The sequence below is a fragment of the Archaeoglobus sp. UBA230 genome (assembly GCA_002507545.1).
Lineage (GTDB): Archaea > Halobacteriota > Archaeoglobi > Archaeoglobales > Archaeoglobaceae > Archaeoglobus.
In genome coordinates this window covers 15,461-38,221 of record DAVR01000043.1, presented here as the reverse complement: position 1 = coordinate 38,221, position 22,761 = coordinate 15,461, and the positions used below count along the sequence as shown (strand labels likewise).

22 protein-coding genes are annotated in these 22,761 nt (G+C 44.4%); 13 read left to right on the top strand and 9 right to left on the bottom strand.

Annotation, left to right across the window (positions count from 1 at the left end; all coding sequences use genetic code 11):
- Nucleotides 1–29: 29 nt before the first annotated feature.
- On the bottom strand, nt 30–1,145 hold the full coding sequence (locus tag BP688_RS12300) for an MFS transporter (RefSeq protein WP_290596579.1): 1,116 nt from the start codon (nt 1,143–1,145) through the stop codon (nt 30–32).
- 79 nt (nt 1,146–1,224) lie between these two features.
- Between BP688_RS12300 and BP688_RS12295 the strand changes: the two genes are divergently transcribed.
- The gene (locus tag BP688_RS12295) at nt 1,225–2,751 is read left to right on the top strand and encodes a xylulokinase (RefSeq protein ID WP_290624683.1); all 1,527 of its coding nucleotides are present in this window, start codon (nt 1,225–1,227) and stop codon (nt 2,749–2,751) included.
- Here BP688_RS12295 and BP688_RS12290 read toward each other — a convergent pair.
- Complete coding sequence (locus BP688_RS12290) at nt 2,740–4,116, bottom strand: pyridoxal phosphate-dependent decarboxylase family protein (RefSeq protein ID WP_290623348.1); 1,377 nt, start codon at nt 4,114–4,116, stop codon at nt 2,740–2,742. The genes BP688_RS12295 and BP688_RS12290 overlap by 12 nt on opposite strands.
- Before the next feature lie 148 nt (nt 4,117–4,264).
- Between BP688_RS12290 and BP688_RS12285 the strand changes: the two genes are divergently transcribed.
- Nucleotides 4,265–5,761, top strand: coding sequence for a site-2 protease family protein (locus BP688_RS12285; RefSeq protein WP_290623349.1), 1,497 nt, complete (start codon nt 4,265–4,267; stop codon nt 5,759–5,761).
- A complete protein-coding gene (locus BP688_RS12280; RefSeq protein WP_290596583.1) occupies nt 5,758–6,624 on the top strand; it encodes an ATP-binding protein in 867 nt (288 codons plus the stop codon). Before BP688_RS12285 ends, BP688_RS12280 begins: the two co-directional genes overlap by 4 nt.
- Here BP688_RS12280 and BP688_RS12275 read toward each other — a convergent pair whose 3' ends face one another.
- The 3 genes from BP688_RS12275 to thrC all read right to left on the bottom strand — a co-directional run bounded on the left by BP688_RS12275 (nt 6,625) and on the right by thrC (nt 9,069).
- Complete coding sequence (locus BP688_RS12275) at nt 6,625–7,176, bottom strand: GMP synthase subunit A (RefSeq protein WP_290596584.1); 552 nt, start codon at nt 7,174–7,176, stop codon at nt 6,625–6,627. It lies immediately after the preceding gene.
- Between the two features lie 24 nt (nt 7,177–7,200).
- Complete coding sequence (locus tag BP688_RS12270) at nt 7,201–7,773, bottom strand: eight-cysteine-cluster domain-containing protein (protein WP_290623350.1); 573 nt, start codon at nt 7,771–7,773, stop codon at nt 7,201–7,203.
- A 105-nt stretch (nt 7,774–7,878) separates the two neighbouring features.
- Nucleotides 7,879–9,069: a threonine synthase gene (gene thrC / locus BP688_RS12265; protein ID WP_290623351.1), complete on the bottom strand. Its 1,191-nt coding sequence runs from the start codon at nt 9,067–9,069 to the stop codon at nt 7,879–7,881.
- Between the two features lie 49 nt (nt 9,070–9,118).
- On the opposite strand from thrC, the gene BP688_RS12260 reads away from it, so the two are divergent.
- Both BP688_RS12260 and BP688_RS12255 read left to right on the top strand, forming a co-directional pair.
- Nucleotides 9,119–10,114, top strand: coding sequence for a CaiB/BaiF CoA transferase family protein (locus BP688_RS12260; RefSeq protein ID WP_290596587.1), 996 nt, complete (start codon nt 9,119–9,121; stop codon nt 10,112–10,114).
- A 1-nt stretch (nt 10,115) separates the two neighbouring features.
- The gene (locus BP688_RS12255; RefSeq protein ID WP_290596588.1) at nt 10,116–10,769 is read left to right on the top strand and encodes a hypothetical protein; all 654 of its coding nucleotides are present in this window, start codon (nt 10,116–10,118) and stop codon (nt 10,767–10,769) included.
- Here the strand turns inward: BP688_RS12255 and BP688_RS12250 are convergent.
- Together BP688_RS12250 and BP688_RS12245 are read right to left on the bottom strand one after the other, a co-directional pair.
- Nucleotides 10,756–11,508, bottom strand: a complete 753-nt coding sequence (locus tag BP688_RS12250; RefSeq protein ID WP_290596589.1) for a DUF169 domain-containing protein — start codon at nt 11,506–11,508, stop codon at nt 10,756–10,758. The two genes, BP688_RS12255 and BP688_RS12250, sit on opposite strands and share 14 nt — an antisense overlap.
- A gap of 53 nt (nt 11,509–11,561) precedes the next feature.
- Nucleotides 11,562–12,425 (bottom strand): B12-binding domain-containing radical SAM protein, encoded by an 864-nt coding sequence (locus tag BP688_RS12245; RefSeq protein WP_290596590.1) that lies wholly within the window; start codon nt 12,423–12,425, stop codon nt 11,562–11,564.
- A gap of 97 nt (nt 12,426–12,522) precedes the next feature.
- On the opposite strand from BP688_RS12245, the gene BP688_RS12240 reads away from it, so the two are divergent.
- The 6 genes from BP688_RS12240 to BP688_RS12215 are packed head-to-tail and all read left to right on the top strand — an operon-like array spanning nt 12,523 to nt 18,410.
- Nucleotides 12,523–13,533, top strand: coding sequence for a hypothetical protein (locus BP688_RS12240; RefSeq protein ID WP_290596591.1), 1,011 nt, complete (start codon nt 12,523–12,525; stop codon nt 13,531–13,533).
- Between the two features lie 4 nt (nt 13,534–13,537).
- Entirely contained in the window at nt 13,538–14,038 is a 501-nt protein-coding gene (locus tag BP688_RS12235; protein WP_290623353.1) for a DUF7288 family protein, read from the top strand.
- Nucleotides 14,026–14,433, top strand: coding sequence for a hypothetical protein (locus BP688_RS12230; protein ID WP_290596592.1), 408 nt, complete (start codon nt 14,026–14,028; stop codon nt 14,431–14,433). Before BP688_RS12235 ends, BP688_RS12230 begins: the two co-directional genes overlap by 13 nt.
- A complete protein-coding gene (locus BP688_RS12225; protein WP_290623355.1) occupies nt 14,430–16,991 on the top strand; it encodes a vWA domain-containing protein in 2,562 nt (853 codons plus the stop codon). Before BP688_RS12230 ends, BP688_RS12225 begins: the two co-directional genes overlap by 4 nt.
- A 10-nt stretch (nt 16,992–17,001) precedes the next feature.
- Nucleotides 17,002–17,667, top strand: a complete 666-nt coding sequence (locus BP688_RS12220; protein WP_290596594.1) for a DUF7289 family protein — start codon at nt 17,002–17,004, stop codon at nt 17,665–17,667.
- Entirely contained in the window at nt 17,664–18,410 is a 747-nt protein-coding gene (locus BP688_RS12215) for a DUF7289 family protein (RefSeq protein WP_290623356.1), read from the top strand. Before BP688_RS12220 ends, BP688_RS12215 begins: the two co-directional genes overlap by 4 nt.
- Here the strand turns inward: BP688_RS12215 and tfe are convergent.
- Nucleotides 18,407–18,928 (bottom strand): transcription factor E, encoded by a 522-nt coding sequence (gene tfe / locus BP688_RS12210; protein ID WP_290596595.1) that lies wholly within the window; start codon nt 18,926–18,928, stop codon nt 18,407–18,409. The genes BP688_RS12215 and tfe overlap by 4 nt on opposite strands.
- 80 nt (nt 18,929–19,008) lie before the next feature.
- Entirely contained in the window at nt 19,009–19,977 is a 969-nt protein-coding gene (locus BP688_RS12205) for a manganese-dependent inorganic pyrophosphatase (RefSeq protein ID WP_290623357.1), read from the bottom strand.
- A gap of 90 nt (nt 19,978–20,067) precedes the next feature.
- Between BP688_RS12205 and BP688_RS12200 the strand changes: the two genes are divergently transcribed.
- Nucleotides 20,068–21,537 carry a flippase activity-associated protein Agl23 gene (locus BP688_RS12200; protein WP_290596597.1) on the top strand — a complete coding sequence of 490 codons (1,470 nt, stop codon included), beginning with the start codon at nt 20,068–20,070 and terminating at the stop codon, nt 21,535–21,537.
- Between the two features lie 122 nt (nt 21,538–21,659).
- Entirely contained in the window at nt 21,660–22,649 is a 990-nt protein-coding gene (locus BP688_RS12195) for a potassium channel family protein (RefSeq protein ID WP_290596598.1), read from the top strand.
- Nucleotides 22,650–22,761 lie beyond the last annotated feature (112 nt).

The following is a 22,761-nucleotide window of genomic DNA, read 5'->3' as shown; positions in this document are numbered from 1 at the left end:
CAAATTTTTTGGGACTATACAAAATTTTCTTATTCTTTTTTCAAACTTAAATGCTGTGTCGAGTTGAGGAGGGCGAGTGGTGTGAACAGTATGGAAATCACTGCAAGGTATATCATCATCTTTTCAAATTCTAAAAACGTTGCCATGTAACCTGCAATCGCCGATCCAGCAAATATTCCTGCATTTAAAGCAGTGTTGGCCAGCCCAATCGCAAATCCTCTATTCTCGCAGTCAGATGCTGCAGCAAAAACTGCTGTATTCACAATCCCCATCCCAGCCCCACAGATTGAAGATGCGATGAATAGCTGGATGGGATTGGTTGTAGCCGCCATGACCAATCCTAACGAACCGAAGACCATTCCTACAATTACTCCAGCTTTTCTTCCAAATCTGTCCGACAAAACTCCAGCAGGAACGCGTGAGAGGGCTGAGAAGAGGAATAGGGAAGACACTATAACTCCAGTCTGAGATTCGGTTATTTTAATCTCGGAGGCGTAAAAGGGCAGGGCGAAGAGTGCTAAGGCTGCTGTAACTGCCGTTCCAACGAACATCAGGCTGTAGAATGGCAACATGCTTGTCGGAAATTTGAAATTGTATTCTAAATGTCCTCTGGTATTCTTTTCAACATGAGAGAGAGCAAAGAGGAGGGAGGTAATAGAGAAGGCAAGAGATAGAAGAAAAACACCTTTTGCACCGTAAATTTCGGCAGTATATCCTCCAGCTACTGGTCCGGCAAAGAATCCGAGCATTAAAGTCGTTTGCAGCCATCCGATGGTTTCCCCCCTTCTGTCTTCAGATGATCTATCAGCTACGAGAGCATTTACCGCGGGTATATACATGGCAGCGCCGAAACCATGGATCAATCTTGCAAGAATCAACAGCAAGGCATTGAAAGACAGCAGATAGAGCAGAGATGCAAAAGCACCCGTTAGAATTCCGGCGAGGATGAACGATCTCCTACCATAAACTTCGCTGAGGATGCCAAAGGGAGTCATTGCAACAGCCGGAGAAAGGGCAAAGATACCTGCAGCGACAGCAGACATAAGCTGGGTTGCACCAAGTGATAATGCGTAGGATGGAATTATTGGGATAACACAGCTTAAGGCAGCGTATGCAAAAAATCCTGAGACGAATATGCCCCGCATTGTCTTGAATTTTCACGCAAATATTTAATCCCTTCCGGTGATGATAGAAAATTATAAATATTTCACTTAGTAGATAATTATGATGACCGATTCTAACCCCGTTCTGGCTGTTGACGTTGGCACCACCTCAATAAAGGCTGCTATCATGGATATATCTACCTTTGAGGCTGTAAAAACGGAATCGACGAAGGCAGTTGTAGAATATCCGAAGAAGCACTGGGCTGAGAAAGACCCCGAAAAACTCTGGAACAGCATAGTTGAAGTCTGCAGAAAGATCACAGAAGGTGTAAGTTTGGACGCCATTATCTTTGAGGGGCACATGGCAGGTGTTGTGCCAGTAGATGAAGAGGGAAATGCTCTCAGAAATATGATTATATGGCTTGATGAGAGGGCTGCCGGACTTCCTGAAGACGTCTGGAAGGGATTGGTAAAAATTCAGGGCTATTCTCTAACGAAACTAATCAAGTTTCTGAGGTTGACTGGGGGGGCGCCTTCGAGGACGGGTAAAGACCCGATCTCTAAAATAGTATGGATAAGGGAAAACGAGCCCGATGTTTTCAACAAGACCTTTAAAATTCTGGATGTGAGAGGGTATCTCGTTGCAAGGGCTACGGGAAACTTTGTTACAAGTCCGGACGAGGCTCATCTGACATGGCTCGCGGACACGAGGGATGGGAAGGCAAGATGGTCTGAAAGTCTACTGAAAGATTACAACCTCGAACTATCACTTTTCCCAGAAATAAGGAACTCAACAGATATTGCAGGGTATTTGCTGCCCGAAGTCAGGAAGGAGCTTGGAATTGAAGGAGAAGTGCCAGTTGTGGTTGGCACAGGAGATGTTTGCGCTGCAGCAGTTGGTTCAGGAGCTGTAAAAGACAATGAGTGTCATGTTTACGTTGGCACGAGTGATTGGGTTGCTGCCCACATTCCCAAGAGAAAGACGGACATTTTCCACTTCATAGGTAGTCTCCTGAGCGCAATTCCCGAAAAGTACCTGCTGATAGCGGAGCAGGAAGTTGCGGCGGGTGCCTTAGAATGGGCTATGAAGCTCGTTGGCATTGAAGGGGAGTATGAACTTGTGAAGGAGATGGTTGAGAGGGCAAAACCCGGAAAGCTGATTTTCATGCCGTGGTTTTACGGTGAAAGAGCACCGATTGACGATCCCTACGTTAGAGGTGGGCTTGTGAATGTCAGTCTTGACACTGGCAGAGAAGAGGTGCTGAGAGCAATGATGGAGGGTGTTGCGATGAACATCAAGTGGGTCTACGGCTACGTTGAAAAGATGACCGCTCCGCAAAAGGAAGTGAATATTGTCGGTGGAGGAGCATTGTTTGACATCTGGTGTCAGATAATAGCAAATGCGATAAAGAGACCCGTTAAAAGACTTAAAAATCCTGAACAAACAGGATTGAGAGGTTTGGCGACGATGGCTGCAGTGGGATTGGGAAAGGAAACCTTTGAGAGTGCTGCGGCAAAGTTCAGGGTTGACAGAGTTTTCAAGCCCAATGAGGAGGAGGCAAGAGTTTACGACACACAGTTCGAATACTACAAGGAGCTTTACGGGAAGCTGAAAAAAATATACAGGAAACTGAACTCAGAAGATTAACTCGTTAATCACCGATCTGAAAACACTCTCCACAACATCTGGTGGCATTGAGTGAATAAGTTCTGCAATCATTTCCATATCCTCAGGAAGCCCGTTTTTGCCGATTTTGAACTTCGAGAAATCAAAGGATGAGATATCAGGATAGTCACTACCGGCTCTGCTCACCGCATCCCTCATATCCTCTATGAATTCGTCCACAACATCCGCATGCCCCGGATTGACTGAGAAGTGTATGCTTCGAGGAAAAGCGAGATGCTTTGATCCGGGTTGGGATTGCACGTACCACCCTTTCTCAGCCATTATCGAGCTTACTCTGAACAGGTTAATCTCGTCAGAGGTGAAAGCAAGCACGGGCCCTTCTGGCTTACCGATCAACTCAAGTCCAAGCTCAGTAAGTCCATCAATCAACCTTCGCTTGGCGTATAGCATCTTCTCAGCCATCTTTAAGTATCCTTCAAAACCAAGGTAGTTTATCACAGCCCATGCTGCTGCGAGAGTTCCGGCAGAGCGGGTTGACAGCACCGCCGTGTTTACAAGCGGGTAACCAGGCCATGCGGCCATTACAAATATCTGCCCCTCCCTCAGTTTTGCGTTTCTGTAAAGAATCACTGATGCTCCCCTCGGCGAAAAACCATACTTGTGGTAATCTGCCGAGATGGAACTCACACCCTCAACGCTGAAATCGAAGTCTGGAATTCTCTCTCCGAGTCTTCTGAAAAAGGGTAGGGAGAAACCACCAAGACATGCATCTACATGCAGCCATACTTTACTGTCGAGAGCGAGATCGGATAAAGCCCTGATGTCGTCAACTACTCCAAAGGGGTAATTTGGGGCTGAACCAGCAACAACAGCTGTGCTGTTACTCATCAACTCGCTCACGTGATCAACATTAACCCTCAGCTCATCGTTGAGCTTAGCCCTTAAAACCTTGAAGCCGAGGTATTCGGCGGACTTCCAGAAGGCTGGATGAGCTGTTGCCGGTAAGATGAGTTCAGGAATGACGTTTTTTCCTTTCTCCCTACGGAATTTCTCCCTCGCAGCCTTCAGGGCGAGCATGATACTCTCTGTTCCGCCATATGTGAAGTTACCAACAACCCCTTCATCTCCGTTGAGCAAACTTGCAGCCATCTCAACAACTTCCTTCTCCATCCTTAAAAGGCTCGGAAAAGTCGTGAAGTCCAGCATAGTCTTGTCCATGTACATCAGGTAAGCTTTTCTTGCAAGCTTGACAATCTCTTTCTGCCCTGCATAGTAGATATGTCCCCACATTTTCTTGCTGTGAGGGTCGTAATCCTCTATGGAAAGCTCTTCAAGCTCTTTGATAACGGAGTCGGTATCTTTGCCTTTTTCCGGAAAAGTTCTCATGACAAAATATGCGAAAAATGGTTAAAAAATTTTACTTGAATATCTCTCTTAGTGTTTGGGTGCCTCTATCCCTCGATGTATCTTGAAAATGAGCAAAATGATGCAGCATACCTAACATTTTTATTATGCTGTGGCTTTGTTTGAGATAATGTTGACTTCAATGGGTTTCGCGATAATCGCATTCATCCTTTATTGGGGAATTGTAGAGACTTTAAGACGAAAGGGAGTGCTGGAGAAGTACGAAATAACTGCTTATGGACCAATCTTACTCATCAGGACGAAAAAAGGATTGAATTTACTGGAGAGGATATCTAAGGCAAGAACTTTCTGGAAGATTTACGCGAATATCGGTTTACCTGCTGTTTTTGCTGGAATGGTCTTCATGTTCGCACTCATTCTCGTCGCTGATTACATCATGCTCACAAGTCCTCCCCAACCTTCTGAGCTCACAAGTCCAAGAGCAGCATTGCTGCTTCCGGGCGTGAATCCCTTCATTCCGGTTATATGGGGAACGATCGGATTGATTGTAACTCTTGTAGTCCACGAATTCAGCCATGCAATTCTTTGCAGGGTTGAAGGGGTTAGGGTGAAGGCACTTGGTGTTATTCTCGCCTTAGTCCCCATCGGGGGCTTTGCAGAGCCAGATGAAAAGGAACTCCTCGACAAGGAAAGAACATCGGCATCTTCAAGGGTCAGGATATTTTCTGCTGGAGTCATAAGCAATTTCATTGTGGCATTCATCGTATTTGTTCTCTTTTTCCAGCTCATCGGAGCTGTAAACCCATCCGTTGTTGCCTTCAACGACACAGGCAATTTTGAGGGAAAGGTAGTGGAGTTAAATGGGTATAAAGTTACAACGCCCGAAGAGGTTAGAAAAGCCTTAGGAAATGGGAGCAAGGTGACTTTCAAACTCGAAAAGGATGGAGAGTTTAAATTAGTTGAAGTGCCCAACGTAATGGGTGTAAAGATTACTGGCCTGTATAGGGAGAATAACAAGACATTTCCCGCAGAGCGTGCAGGTATTAAAGCAGGAATGCTCATTGTTAGGATAGACAACACTACGATAAGGGATTACAAGGATTTTCAGAGGAAAATGGGAGAAACAAAACCGGGAGAGAGAATTACGGTTTATGTGTATGATAGCGGCTCGATTAAGTCCTTTAATGTTACACTTGCCGGAAAGGACGGGAAAGGATTTCTGGGTGTTTATGTTCAGACCTTCGACAGTATTGACGGGATAAACCTTCTTTACTCCTCGGTGCTCCTTGAGGAAATACGATCAATTCCGAAGCACATAAAAAGCGTTCAGGGCTGGTTATACTTAATAGCTATGCCCTTTAGGTTTCAAGGATTCACAGGAGATTACAATATGTTATTTGATGCTCCTCCATGGTTCTTCTGGGTTCTCAACACCCTCTACTGGGTAGGATGGATCAACTTCTACGTGGGTCTCTTTAATTGCCTTCCTGCAATACCGCTTGACGGGGGAAGAGTTTTCCACGAAGTTTTCAGCAGGATATTGGTCAGAAGATACGGAGAGAGGGGGGAGGAGATTTCAATGCAGATTGTTAAGGTGTTTGCGTTCATCGTGTTCTTCTCCATACTGCTCTCAATCGCCATCCCCAATCTTGAGGGGCTGATATGAAATGCAAAAGGTGCGGTAAAAAGGCAATTGCCCATCTGAGAGCCTATGGAATCGCGCTCTGCGAGGAATGCTATCCTGAGTTTTACATCAGGCTTGTAAAGAGAAGCATAAAGAGATACGGTATTTTGAAAGAAAATGAAAGGGTTCTTGCTGCTGTGTCGGGGGGCAAAGACAGTTCGGCAATGGCTGCTGTGCTCAAAGAGCTTGGTTATGATTTTGAACTACTATACATTGATCTGGGGATTGAGGAATATTCTGAAGAGTCGGAAAAGGCTGTTAGAGACCTTTCAGGACTTCTCGATGTCAGCCTCAACGTTCTTAGGCTTAGGGATTACGGGTTCACGATTTCGGATTTGAGAAGAAAATGGAGAAGAAAAACCTGCTCCGGATGTGGAGTGGCAAAGAGATATATCATGAACAGATTTGCAAGAGAGAATAACTTCAATGTCGTTGCTACCGGTCATACGGTTGAGGATGTGGTCTCATTCTACCTCAAGAACATTGCAGGTGGAATTAAAATCTGGGCTGAGAAGCTCCTGCCGAGAAATGAGCCATTTGATGAGAAGATCGTGACGAGGGCAAAACCGATGTTCGAAATCAGTGAGAGGGAGAACATGCTCTTCGTTCTGGTTCGCAACATTCCCTTTACGCCAGTAGAATGCCCCTACGCCCCAAGTCCGGAATGGAAGGAGATTGTTTATGATATAGAGAGAAAAAAGCCGGGGTTCACCAAGAACTTCATCAGAGGGTTGTTGATTGAGAAGGGAGAGTTTGGGGAGGTTAATTACTGCAGGATATGCGGCGAGGTTGCGAGTGGAGACGTTTGTGCCTTCTGCAAGCTGAGAATGAGGTTCGAGGGATAATCACTTCCTGCATATTTCGATAAAGTTCCTGTAAAGCTCGACACCATACTGAGAGTGGTAAACCTCAGGGTGCCATTGCACACCATAAAGCGGCCTTCTCTCGTGTCTCATCGCCTCAATTTTGCAGATGTCTGACTCTGCAAGAACCTTGAATCCTTCAGGAAGCTTCTTGACTTCATCCATGTGGCTCGCCCAGACCTTTATCTCCTTGGGTATGCCCTCAAAAAGTTCATTTTCCTCCAGTATTCTAATATCTACTTCAGAATAGCCTCCCATACTGCCCTTTCCTACTTCTCCACCAAAAACTTTAGCCATCAGCTGGTGTCCGAGGCAAATTCCAATTATAGGTACATCAAGTTCTTTAAGATAGTCTTCACAGTTACCAGTCCTTTCGAGAGAAGGACCGCCTCCAATAACAAGTCCATCAACATCTCTGAGTTCTTCAACTGATGTGGTGTTTTCTACAAGCTTTGACTCTACCCCCAGATCTCGCAGGGTTCTGTGAATTAGGTGGTTGTACTGCCCGTAGTTGTAGACAACATAAATTTTCATACTTCAAAGTTGATGTTGGAAAGATTAACTTTGTGCCCATTGGCATTTACCATTGAAGCAACCGCAAACCACACCGAATTTTTTAGCATCATAGCAATTCTTCCATTCACAGGTTGTAACTATCTGCTCCCCTTTCCCTGCACAAACCTGCCCTGAACATCCTGTTACAACACATTCGTCGTCGCTGGAACATTCTGCATGCGTTGACCAGCCACAAAAGCCTCCTTTAAGGTTTGTCAGTTCCCTCTCTTCTCCGTTAAAATCTACAAAGGTTAACCTCACGTTTCCATCCTTAACATTTCGTATTTCAACCGTGCTCATGCAATTGCACTTGCATATCTCTCCATCCTCGTCCTTCTCTATTATCTTGTATCCTCCATCAGATTTCTCAACCACTATCTCGTCGCTACAGCAGTTTCTCATAACATATGCTCTTATCATGCCATCTAAGACCTCATATCCCTCTGTTCCATATGACTTGGCTTTTTCGCACCCCTCTACAGAGAAATTGACCTGTGAATTGATCTGCCCTCCATCAATGCAAAAAGCTAATGGGATAGCGGTGATGAGGCAGAATACCAAAAGCTTGAGCTTCATGTTATTTACTTCTTCAAAATTTTAATAAAGGTATTTTTTTGAGATTAAAATATTATAATAATGTGACAACGATTAAGAGAGACAAATCTGGGAACAGTTAAGTCTTTAACTCCTGATTTTCTCAATCACAGATTTAACACTTGCATCAACCTCTGTAGGCTCTCCACAAACCCTAACAACCGTTTCAGGGTCTTTCAGCAAGTTTCCTGTTACCACACAGACAATTGTCTCATCGGGGTCAATCATCCCGTTAGCTGCGAGTTTCCTCAAACCTGCAACGCTTGATGCTGAGGCGGGTTCTACACCAATTCCTTCCTTTGCGGCAAGAAACTTTTGCGCTTCAATTATCTCAGAGTCGCTCACGATCTCGGCCAGACCATCGGTGTTGTAGATTGCCCTCAAGGCTTTCCTCGCATTTACTGGGTTGCCAATCCTTATAGCTGTTGCTATGGTTTCTGGATTCTCAAAAGGCTCAATGTAATCCTTACCCTCTTTGAAAGCTCTGTAAATCGGTGCTGCTCCTTCTGCCTGAATACCAGTCATTTTCGGCATCTTATCTATCATCCCTATCTCGTACAGTTCTCTGAATCCCTTGTATATCGCTGATATGTTCCCGGCATTGCCTACGGGAAGCACAACCCTGTCTGGAACACCAATCTCATCAGCCACCTCGTAGGCTATGGTTTTCTGCCCTTCAGGTCTGAAGGGGTTGACGGAGTTCAGCAGATACAGCCCCTCTTTCTCGCAAACTTCTCTGACAATTCTTAGCGCATCATCAAAATTGCCTTTGATCCCAATAACCTTGGCTCCATGCATAAGAGCCTGAGCTACTTTTCCCAGCGCAACCTTCCCTGCTGGAAGTAGAACGTAGGCATTAAGCCCTGCCTTCGCAGCATACATCGCCATCGAGGCAGAGGTGTTGCCAGTAGAGGCACATGCAACCGCCCTTTTACCAAGCTCAATGGCTTTGGTCACACCAACAGTCATACCTCTGTCCTTGAATGAGCCTGAAGGATTCAGGCCTTCGTGCTTTACGTAAACCCTTCTAACTCCAACCTCTTTCTCAAGTCTCTCAGCCCTATACAGTGGAGTTCCTCCCTCCCTGAGCGTAACGGGGTCAATCTTAACGGGAAGAAGTGATCTATACTTCCAAACAGTGATGTTCTTACCATCAAGTCTGAAATCAACGTCAATCTCGTCAAGGTTGAGCCTGACCTCAAGCAGCCCCCCACACTCGCATGTGTAGTGCTCGTCACTCCACTCTCTGCCACACTCAATGCATCTCAACTGATACATGCTGCAACTCTATCACGCAATTTATAAATCTTCAAAAGCAAGGCTCATCATGCTTGAAGATGTTAAAGTTCTGGAGGTTGCTGCCTTTTATCCCGGCCCCTTCTGCTGCCGAATTCTCCAGCTTCTTGGGGCCGAAGTCGTGAAAATAGAACCACCCGGTGGAGAGCCGGGAAGAATGCTCGATGCCGTGTTTGCTGCAATGAACATCGGCAAAAAATCCGTATTTCTTGATTTGAAGTCTGAAGAAGGACTGAAGGAATTCATGAGGCTTGCAGAAAGAGCAGATGTAATCGTTGAAGGATTTAGACCGGGAGTAGCCAAAAAGCTTGGTATCGGCTACGACAGCGTGAGGGAAGTGAATGAGGCGATAATTTACTGCTCGATTTCCGCATTCGGGCAACAGAACAACCTTGCCCACTTACCCGCCCATGACCTGAACTGCCTTGGTCTCGGCGGGATACTGGAAATTTCGGCAATGGGTAAGGAAATGAGAGACCCAAATCTGCAGCTTGCCGACTTCTCATCTGCTGTTTACGCGGCAATTGCAATCCTCGCAGCACTTCATGAAAGAAGCAAAACCGGTAAGGGCAGGTATTTGGACATAAGCATGTTCCATTCAGCCCTATTTTCAGTTCCCATTCATTCCTCCTCCATACTTAACGGATTGGGGATTCTTCCCGCATTTTCCAGCAATCCGGCCTACGGAATATACAGGACAAAGGATGGATACATCACCCTCGGAATTATTGCAGAGGAGCACTTCTGGAGAAGGCTGTGCTCAGCCCTAAACCTGAACCTAAAGTATACCCTTTTAGAGAGCTTCTCAAGATTTGAGGAGATAAGAGCAGCAATTCAGGAAAAGCTTGAGAATATGACGACCGACGAAGCTGTTGAACTGCTCCAAAAGGCAGATGTCCCTGCCTTTGAGGTTAGGAGTCTGAAGGATGTGGAGAGGATAGAGGAAGTTGTTGGAGAAAAGCTAACTGAGGATATAGAATGGAACGGAAAAAGGATAAGGCTGATTAAGCCACCGTTCAGGTGGTAAGATGGATATAATTGTTGGAGGCGGAAAATACGGGGTTGAGGCTGCAAAATATCTGGAAAGGAATTTGAAAAGTTACGTTGTTGTTGACCCAGACACGAATTGTGCTGCTGTGCATGAGTTAAATCTTGAGATTGCTGAGGGAGTTGAAGATATCAAGAAGGGAGGCAGGTATTTTTTGGGAAAGGGGATAGAAGTCTTGCCAAATCTCGTTTTAAAGCTTAGCCCGCAGTATGTGTTTCCCACAGCCCCAGTTCACGTGGTTGCTGAAGCTTTGAGGATTGGATACGATATGAAACCGTGGAATGAAATCGTGGATTGCATCGCTTCGGGTTTGCCTTTCAGGGTCATCGTTTCGGCAGGCAGAGGAAGCATTGTTGTGAGCTACAACAGAGACCAAGAGTGCCTTGAGAAGTGCCCAGCCCCCGATATCTGCCCGGTAACAAAAATCAGAAAGCCATGTCCGATGCACGAGCTTGTCAAATTTGCCTGGCCTAAATCCTTCATTCTTGTCAGCCAGCAGCTTGAACCGGGATTGGGGGCTATTTCAGGCCGAGACTTTAGCGAGCTAATCAGAAAGGCAGAAAAAAGTGAAAAAATTGTCGTTGCCACCGCCTGCAGATGTCACGGAGTTATCACAGCTCTCAAACGGGTTTAAACTTCTCCGCAATCTCTCTGTAATGCTTGGGAAACCTCGGTGTGAACATCAGGAAGGGTGTGGGTGGATAACTGATGTTCGCCCCTCTTCCCGCATTCTCAAGCCCCTCTATGATTCTGTCAGTCCAGTCGTAGGGCATGGCGAAGATCATCTCCGTCTCCTGAATAGCGGCAAAAACCCTATCCCCAGCTCCCGGAACCGCTATCGCAAGCTCTCCGTTTAATGCCGGGAAGAGAGCTTCAGCACATGAAGCGGTTTTGGCGGTCAGATTTGCCTTAACCGATCCCCCAAAATAGGTTGCAGCCTGAATTAGCCTCCCAATCTGAGCGGGAGTGCCGAAAACAAGCACTGCTTGTGGTTCTTCCCTCATTTTAGTCAGATCACCAAAAACAAAGCTCCTGTATTTGCTTATTGGTAAACTTCTCTCTGCAACCTCACATTTTTCGTCCTTTATCCACTCTGCAGCCAGTAAAATATCCTTCAGACTCCCCTCGTATTTTGCCACTCCATAAAGCAGCATAGCAGGAGGACAGGCAAAATCCTCAGCTTCGAGTAAAACTGTTCTACCGATGTAGCGGGCAAAGGCTATTGCCTGACAGACAGCCATCTGTATTCCATATTTAGAGGGTTTGAAAGCTCTTTCAGGCTCATATTTTTCTTCGTAGAATCTCACCCCAACAGGGGGAGTTCTCAGTTTCAAAAAATCCACAATTTTTCTGCCTTTTTCATTCCACTCCATGAAAATGGTGTGTTTGTAATTTTTAAATGTTATTTGAGAGTCGAAGTCTCATGCTAAAGTCCCCTCAACCATTCCGGCTTCAGAACCTCTGGGTGGGCAATGGCGAAGTCTATTGCCTTTAACAGCTTTTTTCTATCTTCTGGTAGGGTTCCTTTAAGCGGGAGATAGTTTGATGCATGATTGCAGCGGAAGATAGTCTTTGCTTCAATTCTCTCAATCATCCACCTCAGCTCAAGGAGGTTTTCAAGAGCATTTGGTAGGAGAAACTCCCCTCTCTTTATTTTGACATGTAGTGGTGTATTTGGAACAGGGATATATGTGAGAACTCCAGTATACTTCGGAGAAATGCGGTTAAGCAGTCTTGCTGTGTTTCTCGCATTCTCATAGCTCCTCTCCTTTCCACCAATACCCGTTAATACAGTTACAGACAAATCAAACCCACCTTCGTGGGCCTTCTGACACGCTTCAGCGATTTCGTCTGATGTCACGCCTTTCCTTATATTTTCGAGAATGATGTCATCACCGCTCTCTATCCCCACGTATAGCAGCGAAATCCCTGCCTTTCTCAGCTCTCTCAACTCCCCTATGCTCTTCTCAAGTAAATCCTGAGGGGTTGCATAGCAACTTATCCTCTCCAGATTGAACAGGGAGTTGGCATAATTGGCAATTTCAAGCAGAAAGTCTGTATCAGCAGCAAGAGCGTTACCATCGGCAAGAAAAACTCTCCCAACATCTCCGTATATTTCCTTAGCAATCCTGAAATCTTCCTTGACCTCTTCGATATCTCTTACCCTGAACTTTTTCATCTTATACATTCCGCAGAACGTGCATTTGTTCCAAGAACAGCCAATTGTAGCTTGGATGATTAGACTGAAAGCTTCACTTGGAGGTCTGAAAACCGGCTCCTCGTATCTCATTAGGTCTAAAGCTTGCATTTCGGATATTAAGTTTGTTGGAACAATCTGATGATGGTAATCACAAGTTTTAAATGGTTTAACACTCATATTTTTATGGATGGATAGGAAAGGCAGGTTGAGTCTTGACATGCTCATAGGGCTTTCCATATTCTTAGTTACTTTTATCTTCATAGCCCAGTTTCTGCCGACAGTTTTTGCGGATGTGAGGAGTGAAATCGGGCTGGCACATGAAGCCTACAAGGTAACGGTGATGCTGGCTGAAACGGAGGGAGCGTGGAGCAATGGGACTCACAATGGCACGAACTGGGAGGATTATGAGTCTCAGTGGGGTGACACCGATTTTGTATTTTTACCTGGTTTAACAGAAGGGGAGCCAGATTACCTTGAATTTGACAAATTAAAGGCGTTACAAAATGCTACAGAAAATTATTATAATAAAGTGAGGGAGATGCTTGGTTTGCTAACTCCAGATAGAAATTACAACTTTCACGTCAGCCTTGAATCGCTTGACTCCAAGCCATATAACCGTACACTGGTCACTGACAGGGATGGTAATGTTGTGCTGGATGCTGGAGCCGACATCCCGTCTTCGGGTTATATAAGTAGGTATGAGAGGAATGTGTGGGTTAATTCAGTGTATGACTTGGTTGGAGCGTATTACATTGGGACTGCTGGGCCACGAAATGTCCCCAATTTGTGTAGAGTGAATGTAGATGATATTGACTGTAATTTTACGTATCCTCTTAGGTTTTTTGCAATTGAAGTGTTTGGAAAAGAAAATGATCCCACTAATGTTTGGTGGCTTGGAGTGTGTCTTCAAAAAACTGGCACTCCCTCTTCCTGTAACGCAAAGCCAGATACAATTCAGGTGGGGTATGGTTCTCCTTTAACAAGTAGTAATGTAAAATGGGAAGATACCCTTGCAGTAAAGACTTATGAACTAACCACAATATTAAACAACATAATGAGAGACGAGGGGTTTTCAGACGGGGATACAGTATATATAAAAATTGGAATCCATAATACCAATGCTACACTTTACTATTCTGGTACCATAGACTACCTCGCCGGAAAAGCAGTCGCAAAGCTTGTCGTTTATGTATGGTGATAGAATGAAGGCTCAGGCATTCACACTCGAAGGGGTCATGGCATCGCTGCTCCTGCTTGTGGTACTCTACTCTTTCTTCCAGTCCACAATCGTCATCTCCCCCATGTGGAGCGAGATAACGGATGCTCAGCTAAAGCTGATAGGCTATGACACGCTAAAGGTTCTTGATTATTACAGAACTTCTTCCGACGAAATATATCCAAATCAGAGCCTTCAAGGGATGATAGTCCACCTCAACAGCACCTTTAAACCCAATCAGGATTTTATCTATGCCCTTGAAAGGATGATCTATCTAGCAGACTACAGACTCGAACTGTGCTGGGCAAATTTATCCACAAATGCTGTTGAGTGCAGAGCTTTAGTTGATAAAAAACCAACACCTGAAGCGGTAGCGGCGAGCCGTATAGTTGTCATAGACTCTGGTGAATTTCCAGCATCGTCTCCATTTTACGGAAGAGGATATCCAATCGTATTTGAGGTGAGGCTGATATTATGGCGTCCCTGATAAAGGATGAGAGAGCTCAGATGCTTGTGTTTTTTTCGCTCGTAGTGGCGACCATTTTAGCCTATCTTTCTGTTCTTCACGCTCAGAACATGCTCGCTGGAATAGAGAGCTCCAGAACGCTTATGGTTTTTCCAAAAGAAGAGATAAGAAATTTGAAGGTTGTTGGAGAGAAAAGTATTATGATGTTCATTGATGATTCCTATGCAGATTTTATGAATAAGACGAGTAAAATATCAGAACAGATAAAGCTTCTTTATGCTCGAAAGGGGGTTTACGGTGATGTAATAGCATTCACAAAGTCAGAAAGATGTTACTCTGTTCGAATAACCTACGTCTCGGGAGAGGTCGAATACAGTGATCTTCTTTACTGCTGCAAGGGGAGGGGATGTGTATGATCCGTAAATTTGATAATAGAGGAGTTTCGATGCTCCTCGAATATCTCATTCTGATCTCCATATTGTCGGTTTTCGTTTTTCTACTCAGCATGAACATCAACAAGGTTCTTGAGGAGTCCCAGATAGAGAGTGTTGTGGAGAACCAGTTTTCGGACGTTGCATCTGAAGTTTCGTCGCAGATAGTTGACTCCCTCGCAGTTTATCCGAGAAATGGATATTTAAAGACAAAAGTGTTCATGCCCGAAAGTATAGGAGATATTGAATACACTGTAGGACTTGAAAACGGATCGGTCGTGATAACATCTGAACTCGGAAGATTTCAGAAAACTCTCAGTCTCGGAGCAGCAGGTATTTTGAAATTAAATCTGAGTGGTCAAACCCACAGCCTTGCTGAAAGGCACGAGCTGAACTACACTAAAATATCTCCGACATATCCAAGTGCCGTGCTGAAATTAAAACCTGCAGCGGTGCTTGCAAATTACACAACGCCCGGCTGCTTTGAGGTAGATGTGTCGAAGTCCTCGGCAATGGGGGTTTACAACTGGAGGGTCGAGTTGTGGAATGGAACAGTCATCACTGGTGATTCGGGTAACACTGTAACAGAAGTTTGTGTTTACTGGAATCCTATAGAGTTCAATAATTACTGCTATAACGAAAGTGGGGGAGCAATAGGAAATACAGCATGGTGCAATCTAACCCTCACAGTCACCGACATCAGAGGGTTGAACGATACTGATAATGCTACCATCCTAATATCAAAAATCTCTGAGGTTGAGCCAGGTCTTTACATAAAGAAGTTCGTCAATCCGCCCCAGACAGAACCCGGTAGACCCGTTGAGCTACATATCTATCTGAATGGCAGAGGATTTAGGACTCAGGCCACTAATCTTTCTGTTGTTACGGTCATAGACACGAGTGGAAGTATGGATGATGAAACATATTACGGCAACTTCGCCGGTAACGTATCACCTCGGGTATGGGAGGTGACGTATCGCATCAACAGTTCGTGGAAGAACTCAAGAATTCTTGTAACTCTCTCGTCTCCTGACTCCATGAGCCCTTGGTGGGACGGATATGACAAAGATGATGCCTTTGTTATGGATGTTTATCAGGCAGATGGGGACTACTATAGAGTTATACCCTCAGGTTGGTCGAATGAGCTTGGCAGTGCGAACGGAATCTATTTCTATGACTCCAGAGTCACGAACAGTGAAATCGGAAACTGGACTTTTAGGGCCGTGGTTGCCATACCAAAATCCATTCCATTGGAGCTTAAACTCTACAAGAGAGTGAGCGGTTCTTGGGTTTTGCAAAAAGAATTCTCAACAACATATCACCCCAACTACTACACCCAGCAAATAGAGCTGCCTTCAGGATATACAGATAGTGATCAATTTGAGTATCTTGCTGCAGAAATATACGATGTTTACAAAGACGACTTCTTTGCGTGGCTCGATAGCGACCTCTGCTACTACGGCGGTGAATACGGGGTTTGCCGCACTGGTACTGTTTTGGCAGGAACGCACAATCTCTATATAGCACCAAGATTTCCGGGAGCACAGCAGTTTGAGGGGGAGTTCTACATTCAGAAGCTTGATTCCGCAAAAATAGCCTCAATAGACTTCATAGATGAGACCATAGGTGAAGGGGACTATGTAGGCCTTGTGAGTTTCAGCACATATGCCACGAAACATGTTGTGAATTCATCTCCCTACTTACCTCACTTAACCACTGACAAAAATAATGTGGTTGACGAAATCAAAGACCTGGACGAAGGGGGTTGGACAAATATTTATCAAGCTCTTGCCTACGCCAGAGATATACTGCTTGAAAATACAACCTACACCAACGGAACCCTACCGCTGATAGTTTTCATGACAGATGGAAGACCAACCTGTAAGTATTTAGGAGGTGACTACAACAGCAGCAGCAGTTACAGTTGCAGCAGCTCTGTGTGCGGCAGCAACGATCAGATTTGCTACAACCAGATCATACCTCTGGCTGAAGATGTCAAAAACACAACGATCGGAGGCAACAACATTACTATCTGCACAATCGGATTTGGCAAGCCTGACGATTACAATGCAGATTTGTTGAGAGATATGGCGAGTTACAAGCCTGGAAGCAGTGAAAAATGCTTCTATGAGGCAGAAGACTATCAAGAACTTTCTGATGCCTTTGAGGACATTTCGAGGATATTCAGAATCGCAGCAAAGAATGTAACAGTTAGGGATGTCATTCCCGACGATGTCCAGATACTCGGGACGGAACTCGAAATATCCGGAAGTGCAAACTGCACCGATGTATCGTTGAGCAGTTTTGGAACTGATACTATGGTCAGCTTCAACTGTAGTGAAATTTACATTGACGATGAGATTGAGCTTATTGTCAGAATTGTTGCCAATGAGCCTGGCACGTACTTCCTCGATCTTCCATTTGTGAGCAATGTTACATTTGAGAATTATCCCTTCGGCGCGGCCTACAACCAGACAGTATATCTGGATGTAGTTAATGTGAGATACGGTGGAAGTGAGAGGGCAAGTGTCAGGATAGAGTGAGGTGTCTGAGGTGAACAGTAAAGCAGCCTCAGAGGTTGTTGGAGCTTTAATGGTAATAACTTTAATTACAACGACTGCTGGACTGCTGTATGTGATCGCTTCTCCTGTTATAGCGCAAAGTCAGGAGAGCATAAAGCTCAGAAAGGCAGAATTTGATATGCTTGAGTTGAAGGAAAAGCTCGAAAGGGTTCGATTTATGGTTGAAACAAACGCCACCTATAACCTTAGGCTGGTCGGAGTCTCGGCGGAGTTCAAAAACGAGCCCATATTGGTAATTGATGGGAACACATATAGCATATCCTCAATCCGGATAAGTGGTAGCGGATGGAGTGTATACTACGAGAGCGGAGCTGTGATAGAGCGACTTCCAAGTTATGGTAAAATGGTCAGCGATCCAATGATATACTACGATGCCTCAACTGATACTCTCACTATGCCAGTTATAATGTTCACAGGCAATAAGTCTATCGGCGGCACCGGAACTCTGACACTCCATTTTTCAATTTCCAATGTGGAAAGGATAAGTGGAAACACAATAAATCTCAGATCAGATAATGCGGATGTGTGGTGTGATTACTTCATCAAAATCGGACTTTCTCCAACCTGCACACCAAATACAGTAACACTCTCGACTTCAAACACGAGCATAGTGCTTTACGAGGTGAATGTTAGATGAACAGCAAGGCAGTTTCAGAGGTTGTCGGATACATCTTTGTCTTTGGCATAATCCTCAGTGCAGTAACCTACGCATATCTAAACGTAAATTATCTTGTTAAAGAAACAACTGATAAATACAGGGTTGAAGGTATAAGAGAGAGCTTCAAGAGAATACAGAATGTATTCTTTCTCTCAGTGTATGGTGGTGCTCCTGTCCAGAGCATACAGGTTGAATTTCAGGGTGGCAAACTTTACATAGAAAATCAAACGAAGGTCAGGATTAGGGTTAGTGGCTCTCCGGTTTGGGTGGGAAACATCAGCTCGCTTAGCTACGAACTCCGGGACTACAAAGTCGTTATCGAGAACGGAGCAATCTGGGAGGATTTTTATGGATACAAAAGAGCAGTAATGGATCCGAGGATATTTGTCAAAAGGGTTGAAATACCGGGAGCTTCCGGAGCCAAACAAACGATCGTTATGATAGTTATTGATAGATTGGATGGTAACTTCTCCATTGCTGGATATGGCTCGGTGAACCTTGTTTTTAATTCTTCGGTTGAAAGGATAATTTACAACACAACACCCGGTAACCTAACCTTCGGTGTTACCTCCCCCTACTACGAGAACTGGTATAACTTTTTCCAGGAACTCACTGGAGACGTCTTTAAAGATCCTTCAACAAACACAGCGTGGATGGTTATACCGTATCAGAAACTGATAATTGCAGTATACAAGACAAGAGTTCAGGCTATACAGGTTTAGCCAAGCGTCTTTAAAATTTCCTCAATCTTTTGTGCCTCTTCTTCAATTTTCTCAACAGCCTTGCTACAGTCCAAATATTCAAGCATCTCTCCACATCGTGGGCAGGTGAAGTTGAGTTCCATTGCATCATCATAAGAGACCTTAATACACATGTTCGGGCAGATGTAGTATATCGTGCTCGTTTCGGCTTCAATTTTCTCTCTTAGCTTTTTAACAGTTTTCTCAAGCTCTCTCTTAAGCACATCCAGCGCCCTTTCGTAGTTTATTCTCCAATAATATTCCATCCATCCAGTCTCATCATCCCTTCTCCTGACATAATCTGCAAGTCCGATCTCATACATGGCAAAAAGTGCCCTTCTAATCTCATTTATTTCAATTCCAAGCTCAAGAGCAAGCTGGTCATCGGTAAATTCCCCCTCAATGCCCAGCGAAAAGAGAATCAAACCAACCTCCCCAGCAACCCTTTCAACAAGCTCATTTAAAAGCTCCTCGACTTTCATTGTGGTCTCTGCTCTCACAAATATATTTAATGGAATTTTACCTTTTTTAATTTTTTGGTTATGATAAAATGTTGCAAGCCTTATTTAAATCAAAAAAATTAAAGTTCAGAAAATGCCTTTTCAAGTGGAGGAACAACCTGCTTCTTCCTACTCATTACTCCATCAAGCCACACACTTTTGCCTTCAAGCTTCTTACCAAAAGCCTTCTCCACAACTTCCGGATAGTCTGTTACGACAAGCAAATCAGTTCCCTCTTTCATGATGTCCGTCAGCATCAGAAAGATTCCTGCATATCCTCCCTCTTCTTTCATCTTCTTCATCTCTTCGTATATCTCATCAACCCTGCCCTCAATCAGCGAGAGGTCAACGAGTTCAATCTGTCCAACTCCAACTTTCTTACCCGACATGTCGAAGTCCTTGTAGTCTCTCATGATGATATCTCTGGCAGTCAAATCGTCAACGGCAGAAAGCTTTGCCTTAATCTCAACACCAAACTTTGTGAGGTCAGCAATTTCGGCAATCTTGGCAAGTTCTTCTGCGACCTCCTTGTCCAGATCGGTTGTAGTGGCAGATTTGAATATAACAGTGTCACTGAGAATGGATGATAGAAGGATTCCTGCAATGTTCTTTGGAATCTCTACCTTAGTCTTGTCAAACAGTAGTTTTATCACAGTGGCAGTGCACCCCACTGGCAAATTAACGAAGAGGATTGGCTGGGGTGTTGCAACATCCCCAATCTTGTGATGGTCAACTATTGCAACAACTTCTGCCTTGTCAATACCATCAATGGTCTGTGCTTTTTCACTGTGGTCTACGAGTGCCACTTTCTTTCCATCCCCACTCTCAATCATCTCAGGAACATCGAATCCGAACTTTTCTAAGACGTATTTTGTTTCTGGATTGACGTCGCCCTGAATTACCGGAACAGCCTCCTCTTCAATCTTCATCATCTTGCTTACGTTTCCCCCCTCCCTCCACTTGTTCCATAGATAGGCAAAGGCTATCGCAGAACAGACACTGTCCGTGTCGGGGTTTTTGTGCCCAACAACATAAACCACGTGCTCCATGGGTGATGGTGTTTGGGTAGGTAATAATGTTTTCGAAATTTTTCAACCATAAAGGATAACTCATATATTCCACAAAAATCTTTGAAAAGCATGCGAAAGTGGATCGCAGCCACTCTAATCATTGCAGCACTCTTTCGTCTTCTTCATCTCTCAAATCCTCCACTTTTTTTCGATGAAAGCATCCACGCAGCTATACTTAAAACACTCCTTTCGGGGAGTTATAAATACAATCCCGCGTATCACGGTCCATTTTTGTATTATCTTCTTTCTCTTCCTGTCTACATGTTGGGAGAGAACGAGTTCTCCCTGAGGATCTTGCCTGCCATCGCGGGAGTTCTAACTTCTGCCATCCCCATTCTTTACAGACGGTACATAGGCGATGAAGCCGCAATTTTTTCTTCCTTGCTTGTGGCAGTGTCTCCCATAATCGTAAACTACTCCAGATTTTGCAGAGCCGACATATTTCAGCTATTGCTGACAGCTTTATTCGCTTACTTTATCTTCAGATATCTTGAAAACGTTAAAGAGAGAAGATTGAGAGAAGTAAGATTTGAAAGGAGCACTGTTTACCTCGTCGCGTCATTTGTCTGCTTGGCTCTCTTTGCAACACTGAAGGAAACTTTCTATCCCTTTGCAGTCATATTCATACTTTTCTTCTTGTTTGACATTAAAAAATTTAGGCTCGGGGATTTGCTTGCATCGTCTGTGGTTTTCCTTGTCATCTATGCTGCATTTTACACCAACTTTTTCACCTACACCGCACCTTTAACGAACTTCTCTGAGTTTCCTGCGGTAAAAGCTGTCAGTTACTGGAAATACCAGCACGATATCGCAAGAATTGCCGGGCCTTGGTACTACTACATCGAACTGATTTCACTCTACGACTTTCCCGCTCTGATAATGGCAGCCTTTGCAATTTTTTTGAAAGTAAAGGGGAGAGAAAGTGAAGAGTTTGTATCTTTCATCGCCTTCTGGTTCCTTGCCTCCCTCATCTTTTTCTCGTATATGCAGGAGAAGGTTCCTTGGCTCGCCGTTCACGTTCTGTTCCCCATGTATATTCTCGCGGGTATTGGAATCAGCAAAATAGAAAGAAAAAGGCTGAAGATCGTTGCTGCACTGTTTTGCCTACTCTTCGCTACATACGGTTCTGTAGCTGTGAATTTAGTGAATCCCGTTAACCCAGCCGAACCTGCCTTGTACCTCCCAACACAGTATGATGTGAGGGAGTTTGCTGAAAAAACAAAGAATGATACGATATATATCTTCACGAACATCGGCGAGTACTGGCCTCTCGCGTGGTATCTCGAAGACCACAAAGCCTATTTCATAACAAGCAGTGTTGAGGGCAGAACTTTTCATAAAGGTAGCTATGTCGTTGTCAATCAAACAAATGATATGCATCTGGACAAAGAACTTCTTGAGCATGAGGGCACAATGGTTGTGAGATGCTGGACTTTCTGGACAAAGCCAGACTTATGGAGAATTCCGGAATTCTTTATCTGGAGAAGGCCTTTGACCGATGTGGCCTGCATGAACTTTAGTGTGTATATTGCCAGATAGCGTTTGTATTTAATTTCCATTGAGCCCCAATTTCCTCCAGAATGCATCATCAGTTTCAGTGGAGCTTAACGTTGTGCAATGCGTCTTAGTTGCACTGTTATTTGGGAAGCTGTTAAAAGCATTTGTGTAATCTGAAGATTATGATTCAAGTTCTCTTCAGGGTGGTGAAAAGGCTACTTCTTTCTCTCAGGAGAAGAACGATTCTCATCTACGCTGGAGTTTACGTCATCCTGCTCTGGACAGTTTCATCTCTTCTGTTTCACCACTTTGAAGGGATCTCACTCTTCGATGCCCTCTACTGGGCAGTCACAACTACTACAACTGTAGGATATGGAGACATAACCCCACAAACGCCTGAGGGGAGGGCAATAGCAATGTTCGTGATGCTCAGCGGGATAGGTATTCTGGGTGTCTTTCTTGGCACTACTGCAGAAATCCTTATAGAGCACGGAATGAAGAGGAAAAAGAGGGTTGATATGGAAGAACATATTGTGGCAGTAGGTTGGGATAGAAAGGTCGAGATTGCTGTTAAAGAGCTACTAAAGGAGAATGTTGAGGTTGCTGTAGTTGCGAATGTTGAAGAACTGCCGTTTGATCACAAAAATCTGGAATTTGTGAAGGGTGATCCTACTGACGAGGAAAATCTGATAAGAGCGGGAATTGAGAAGGCAAAATACATATTGGTTTCTGGCAAAGATGACATGGAGACACTTCTTGTGGCAATAGCTGCTAAAAGATTGAACGATAAAGCGCAGATCACATGTGTGGTTTCCGATTCGAGGGTTATGAAAGCTCTTGAGAATATAGGGGTTGATCAGGTCCTTTCGATTGACGAATTCTCTGGTTTGGTTCTCTGCAGGTCTGTATTCTCACCTCGACTTTCTGTGTTTCTAAATGAACTCATGTCCACGAGGGGTATGGATATCTACGAGGAGAAGATTGAGGAGTTTGTGGGAAAAAATGCAGGAGAAGTGCTTCTGGAAATGAGAAGAAAGCACAACGCCATATTTGTGGGTGTGGTGAGAAATGGTGATGTTATAATCAATCCTCCCAATGATTTTGTTATCGAAGAAGGAGATGAAATTGTTTACATCGCTGAGAGAAAGATTTAGCTTTGCAACGTTCCAAAGCCACTGGAACGGTTATGGCTGATTCGACCAGTTTTTGACCCCTCATTTCAGCGAAAAATCCATCCAGACATCATGGTTTCATGATATCAAGTAT

Bases quoted from the DNA above. Each gene is read 5' to 3' on its own strand.
- BP688_RS12300 (WP_290596579.1), bottom strand. From the start codon at position 1,145: ATGCGGGGCATATTCGTCTCAGGATTTTTTGCATACGCTGCCTTAAGC.
- BP688_RS12295 (WP_290624683.1), top strand. From the start codon at position 1,225: ATGATGACCGATTCTAACCCCGTTCTGGCTGTTGACGTTGGCACCACC.
- BP688_RS12290 (WP_290623348.1), bottom strand. From the start codon at position 4,116: ATGAGAACTTTTCCGGAAAAAGGCAAAGATACCGACTCCGTTATCAAA.
- BP688_RS12285 (WP_290623349.1), top strand. From the start codon at position 4,265: ATGTTGACTTCAATGGGTTTCGCGATAATCGCATTCATCCTTTATTGG.
- BP688_RS12280 (WP_290596583.1), top strand. From the start codon at position 5,758: ATGAAATGCAAAAGGTGCGGTAAAAAGGCAATTGCCCATCTGAGAGCC.
- BP688_RS12275 (WP_290596584.1), bottom strand. From the start codon at position 7,176: ATGAAAATTTATGTTGTCTACAACTACGGGCAGTACAACCACCTAATT.
- BP688_RS12270 (WP_290623350.1), bottom strand. From the start codon at position 7,773: ATGAAGCTCAAGCTTTTGGTATTCTGCCTCATCACCGCTATCCCATTA.
- thrC (WP_290623351.1), bottom strand. From the start codon at position 9,069: ATGTATCAGTTGAGATGCATTGAGTGTGGCAGAGAGTGGAGTGACGAG.
- BP688_RS12260 (WP_290596587.1), top strand. From the start codon at position 9,119: ATGCTTGAAGATGTTAAAGTTCTGGAGGTTGCTGCCTTTTATCCCGGC.
- BP688_RS12255 (WP_290596588.1), top strand. From the start codon at position 10,116: ATGGATATAATTGTTGGAGGCGGAAAATACGGGGTTGAGGCTGCAAAA.
- BP688_RS12250 (WP_290596589.1), bottom strand. From the start codon at position 11,508: ATGGAGTGGAATGAAAAAGGCAGAAAAATTGTGGATTTTTTGAAACTG.
- BP688_RS12245 (WP_290596590.1), bottom strand. From the start codon at position 12,425: ATGAGATACGAGGAGCCGGTTTTCAGACCTCCAAGTGAAGCTTTCAGT.
- BP688_RS12240 (WP_290596591.1), top strand. From the start codon at position 12,523: ATGGATAGGAAAGGCAGGTTGAGTCTTGACATGCTCATAGGGCTTTCC.
- BP688_RS12235 (WP_290623353.1), top strand. From the start codon at position 13,538: ATGAAGGCTCAGGCATTCACACTCGAAGGGGTCATGGCATCGCTGCTC.
- BP688_RS12230 (WP_290596592.1), top strand. From the start codon at position 14,026: ATGGCGTCCCTGATAAAGGATGAGAGAGCTCAGATGCTTGTGTTTTTT.
- BP688_RS12225 (WP_290623355.1), top strand. From the start codon at position 14,430: ATGATCCGTAAATTTGATAATAGAGGAGTTTCGATGCTCCTCGAATAT.
- BP688_RS12215 (WP_290623356.1), top strand. From the start codon at position 17,664: ATGAACAGCAAGGCAGTTTCAGAGGTTGTCGGATACATCTTTGTCTTT.
- BP688_RS12205 (WP_290623357.1), bottom strand. From the start codon at position 19,977: ATGGAGCACGTGGTTTATGTTGTTGGGCACAAAAACCCCGACACGGAC.
- BP688_RS12200 (WP_290596597.1), top strand. From the start codon at position 20,068: ATGCGAAAGTGGATCGCAGCCACTCTAATCATTGCAGCACTCTTTCGT.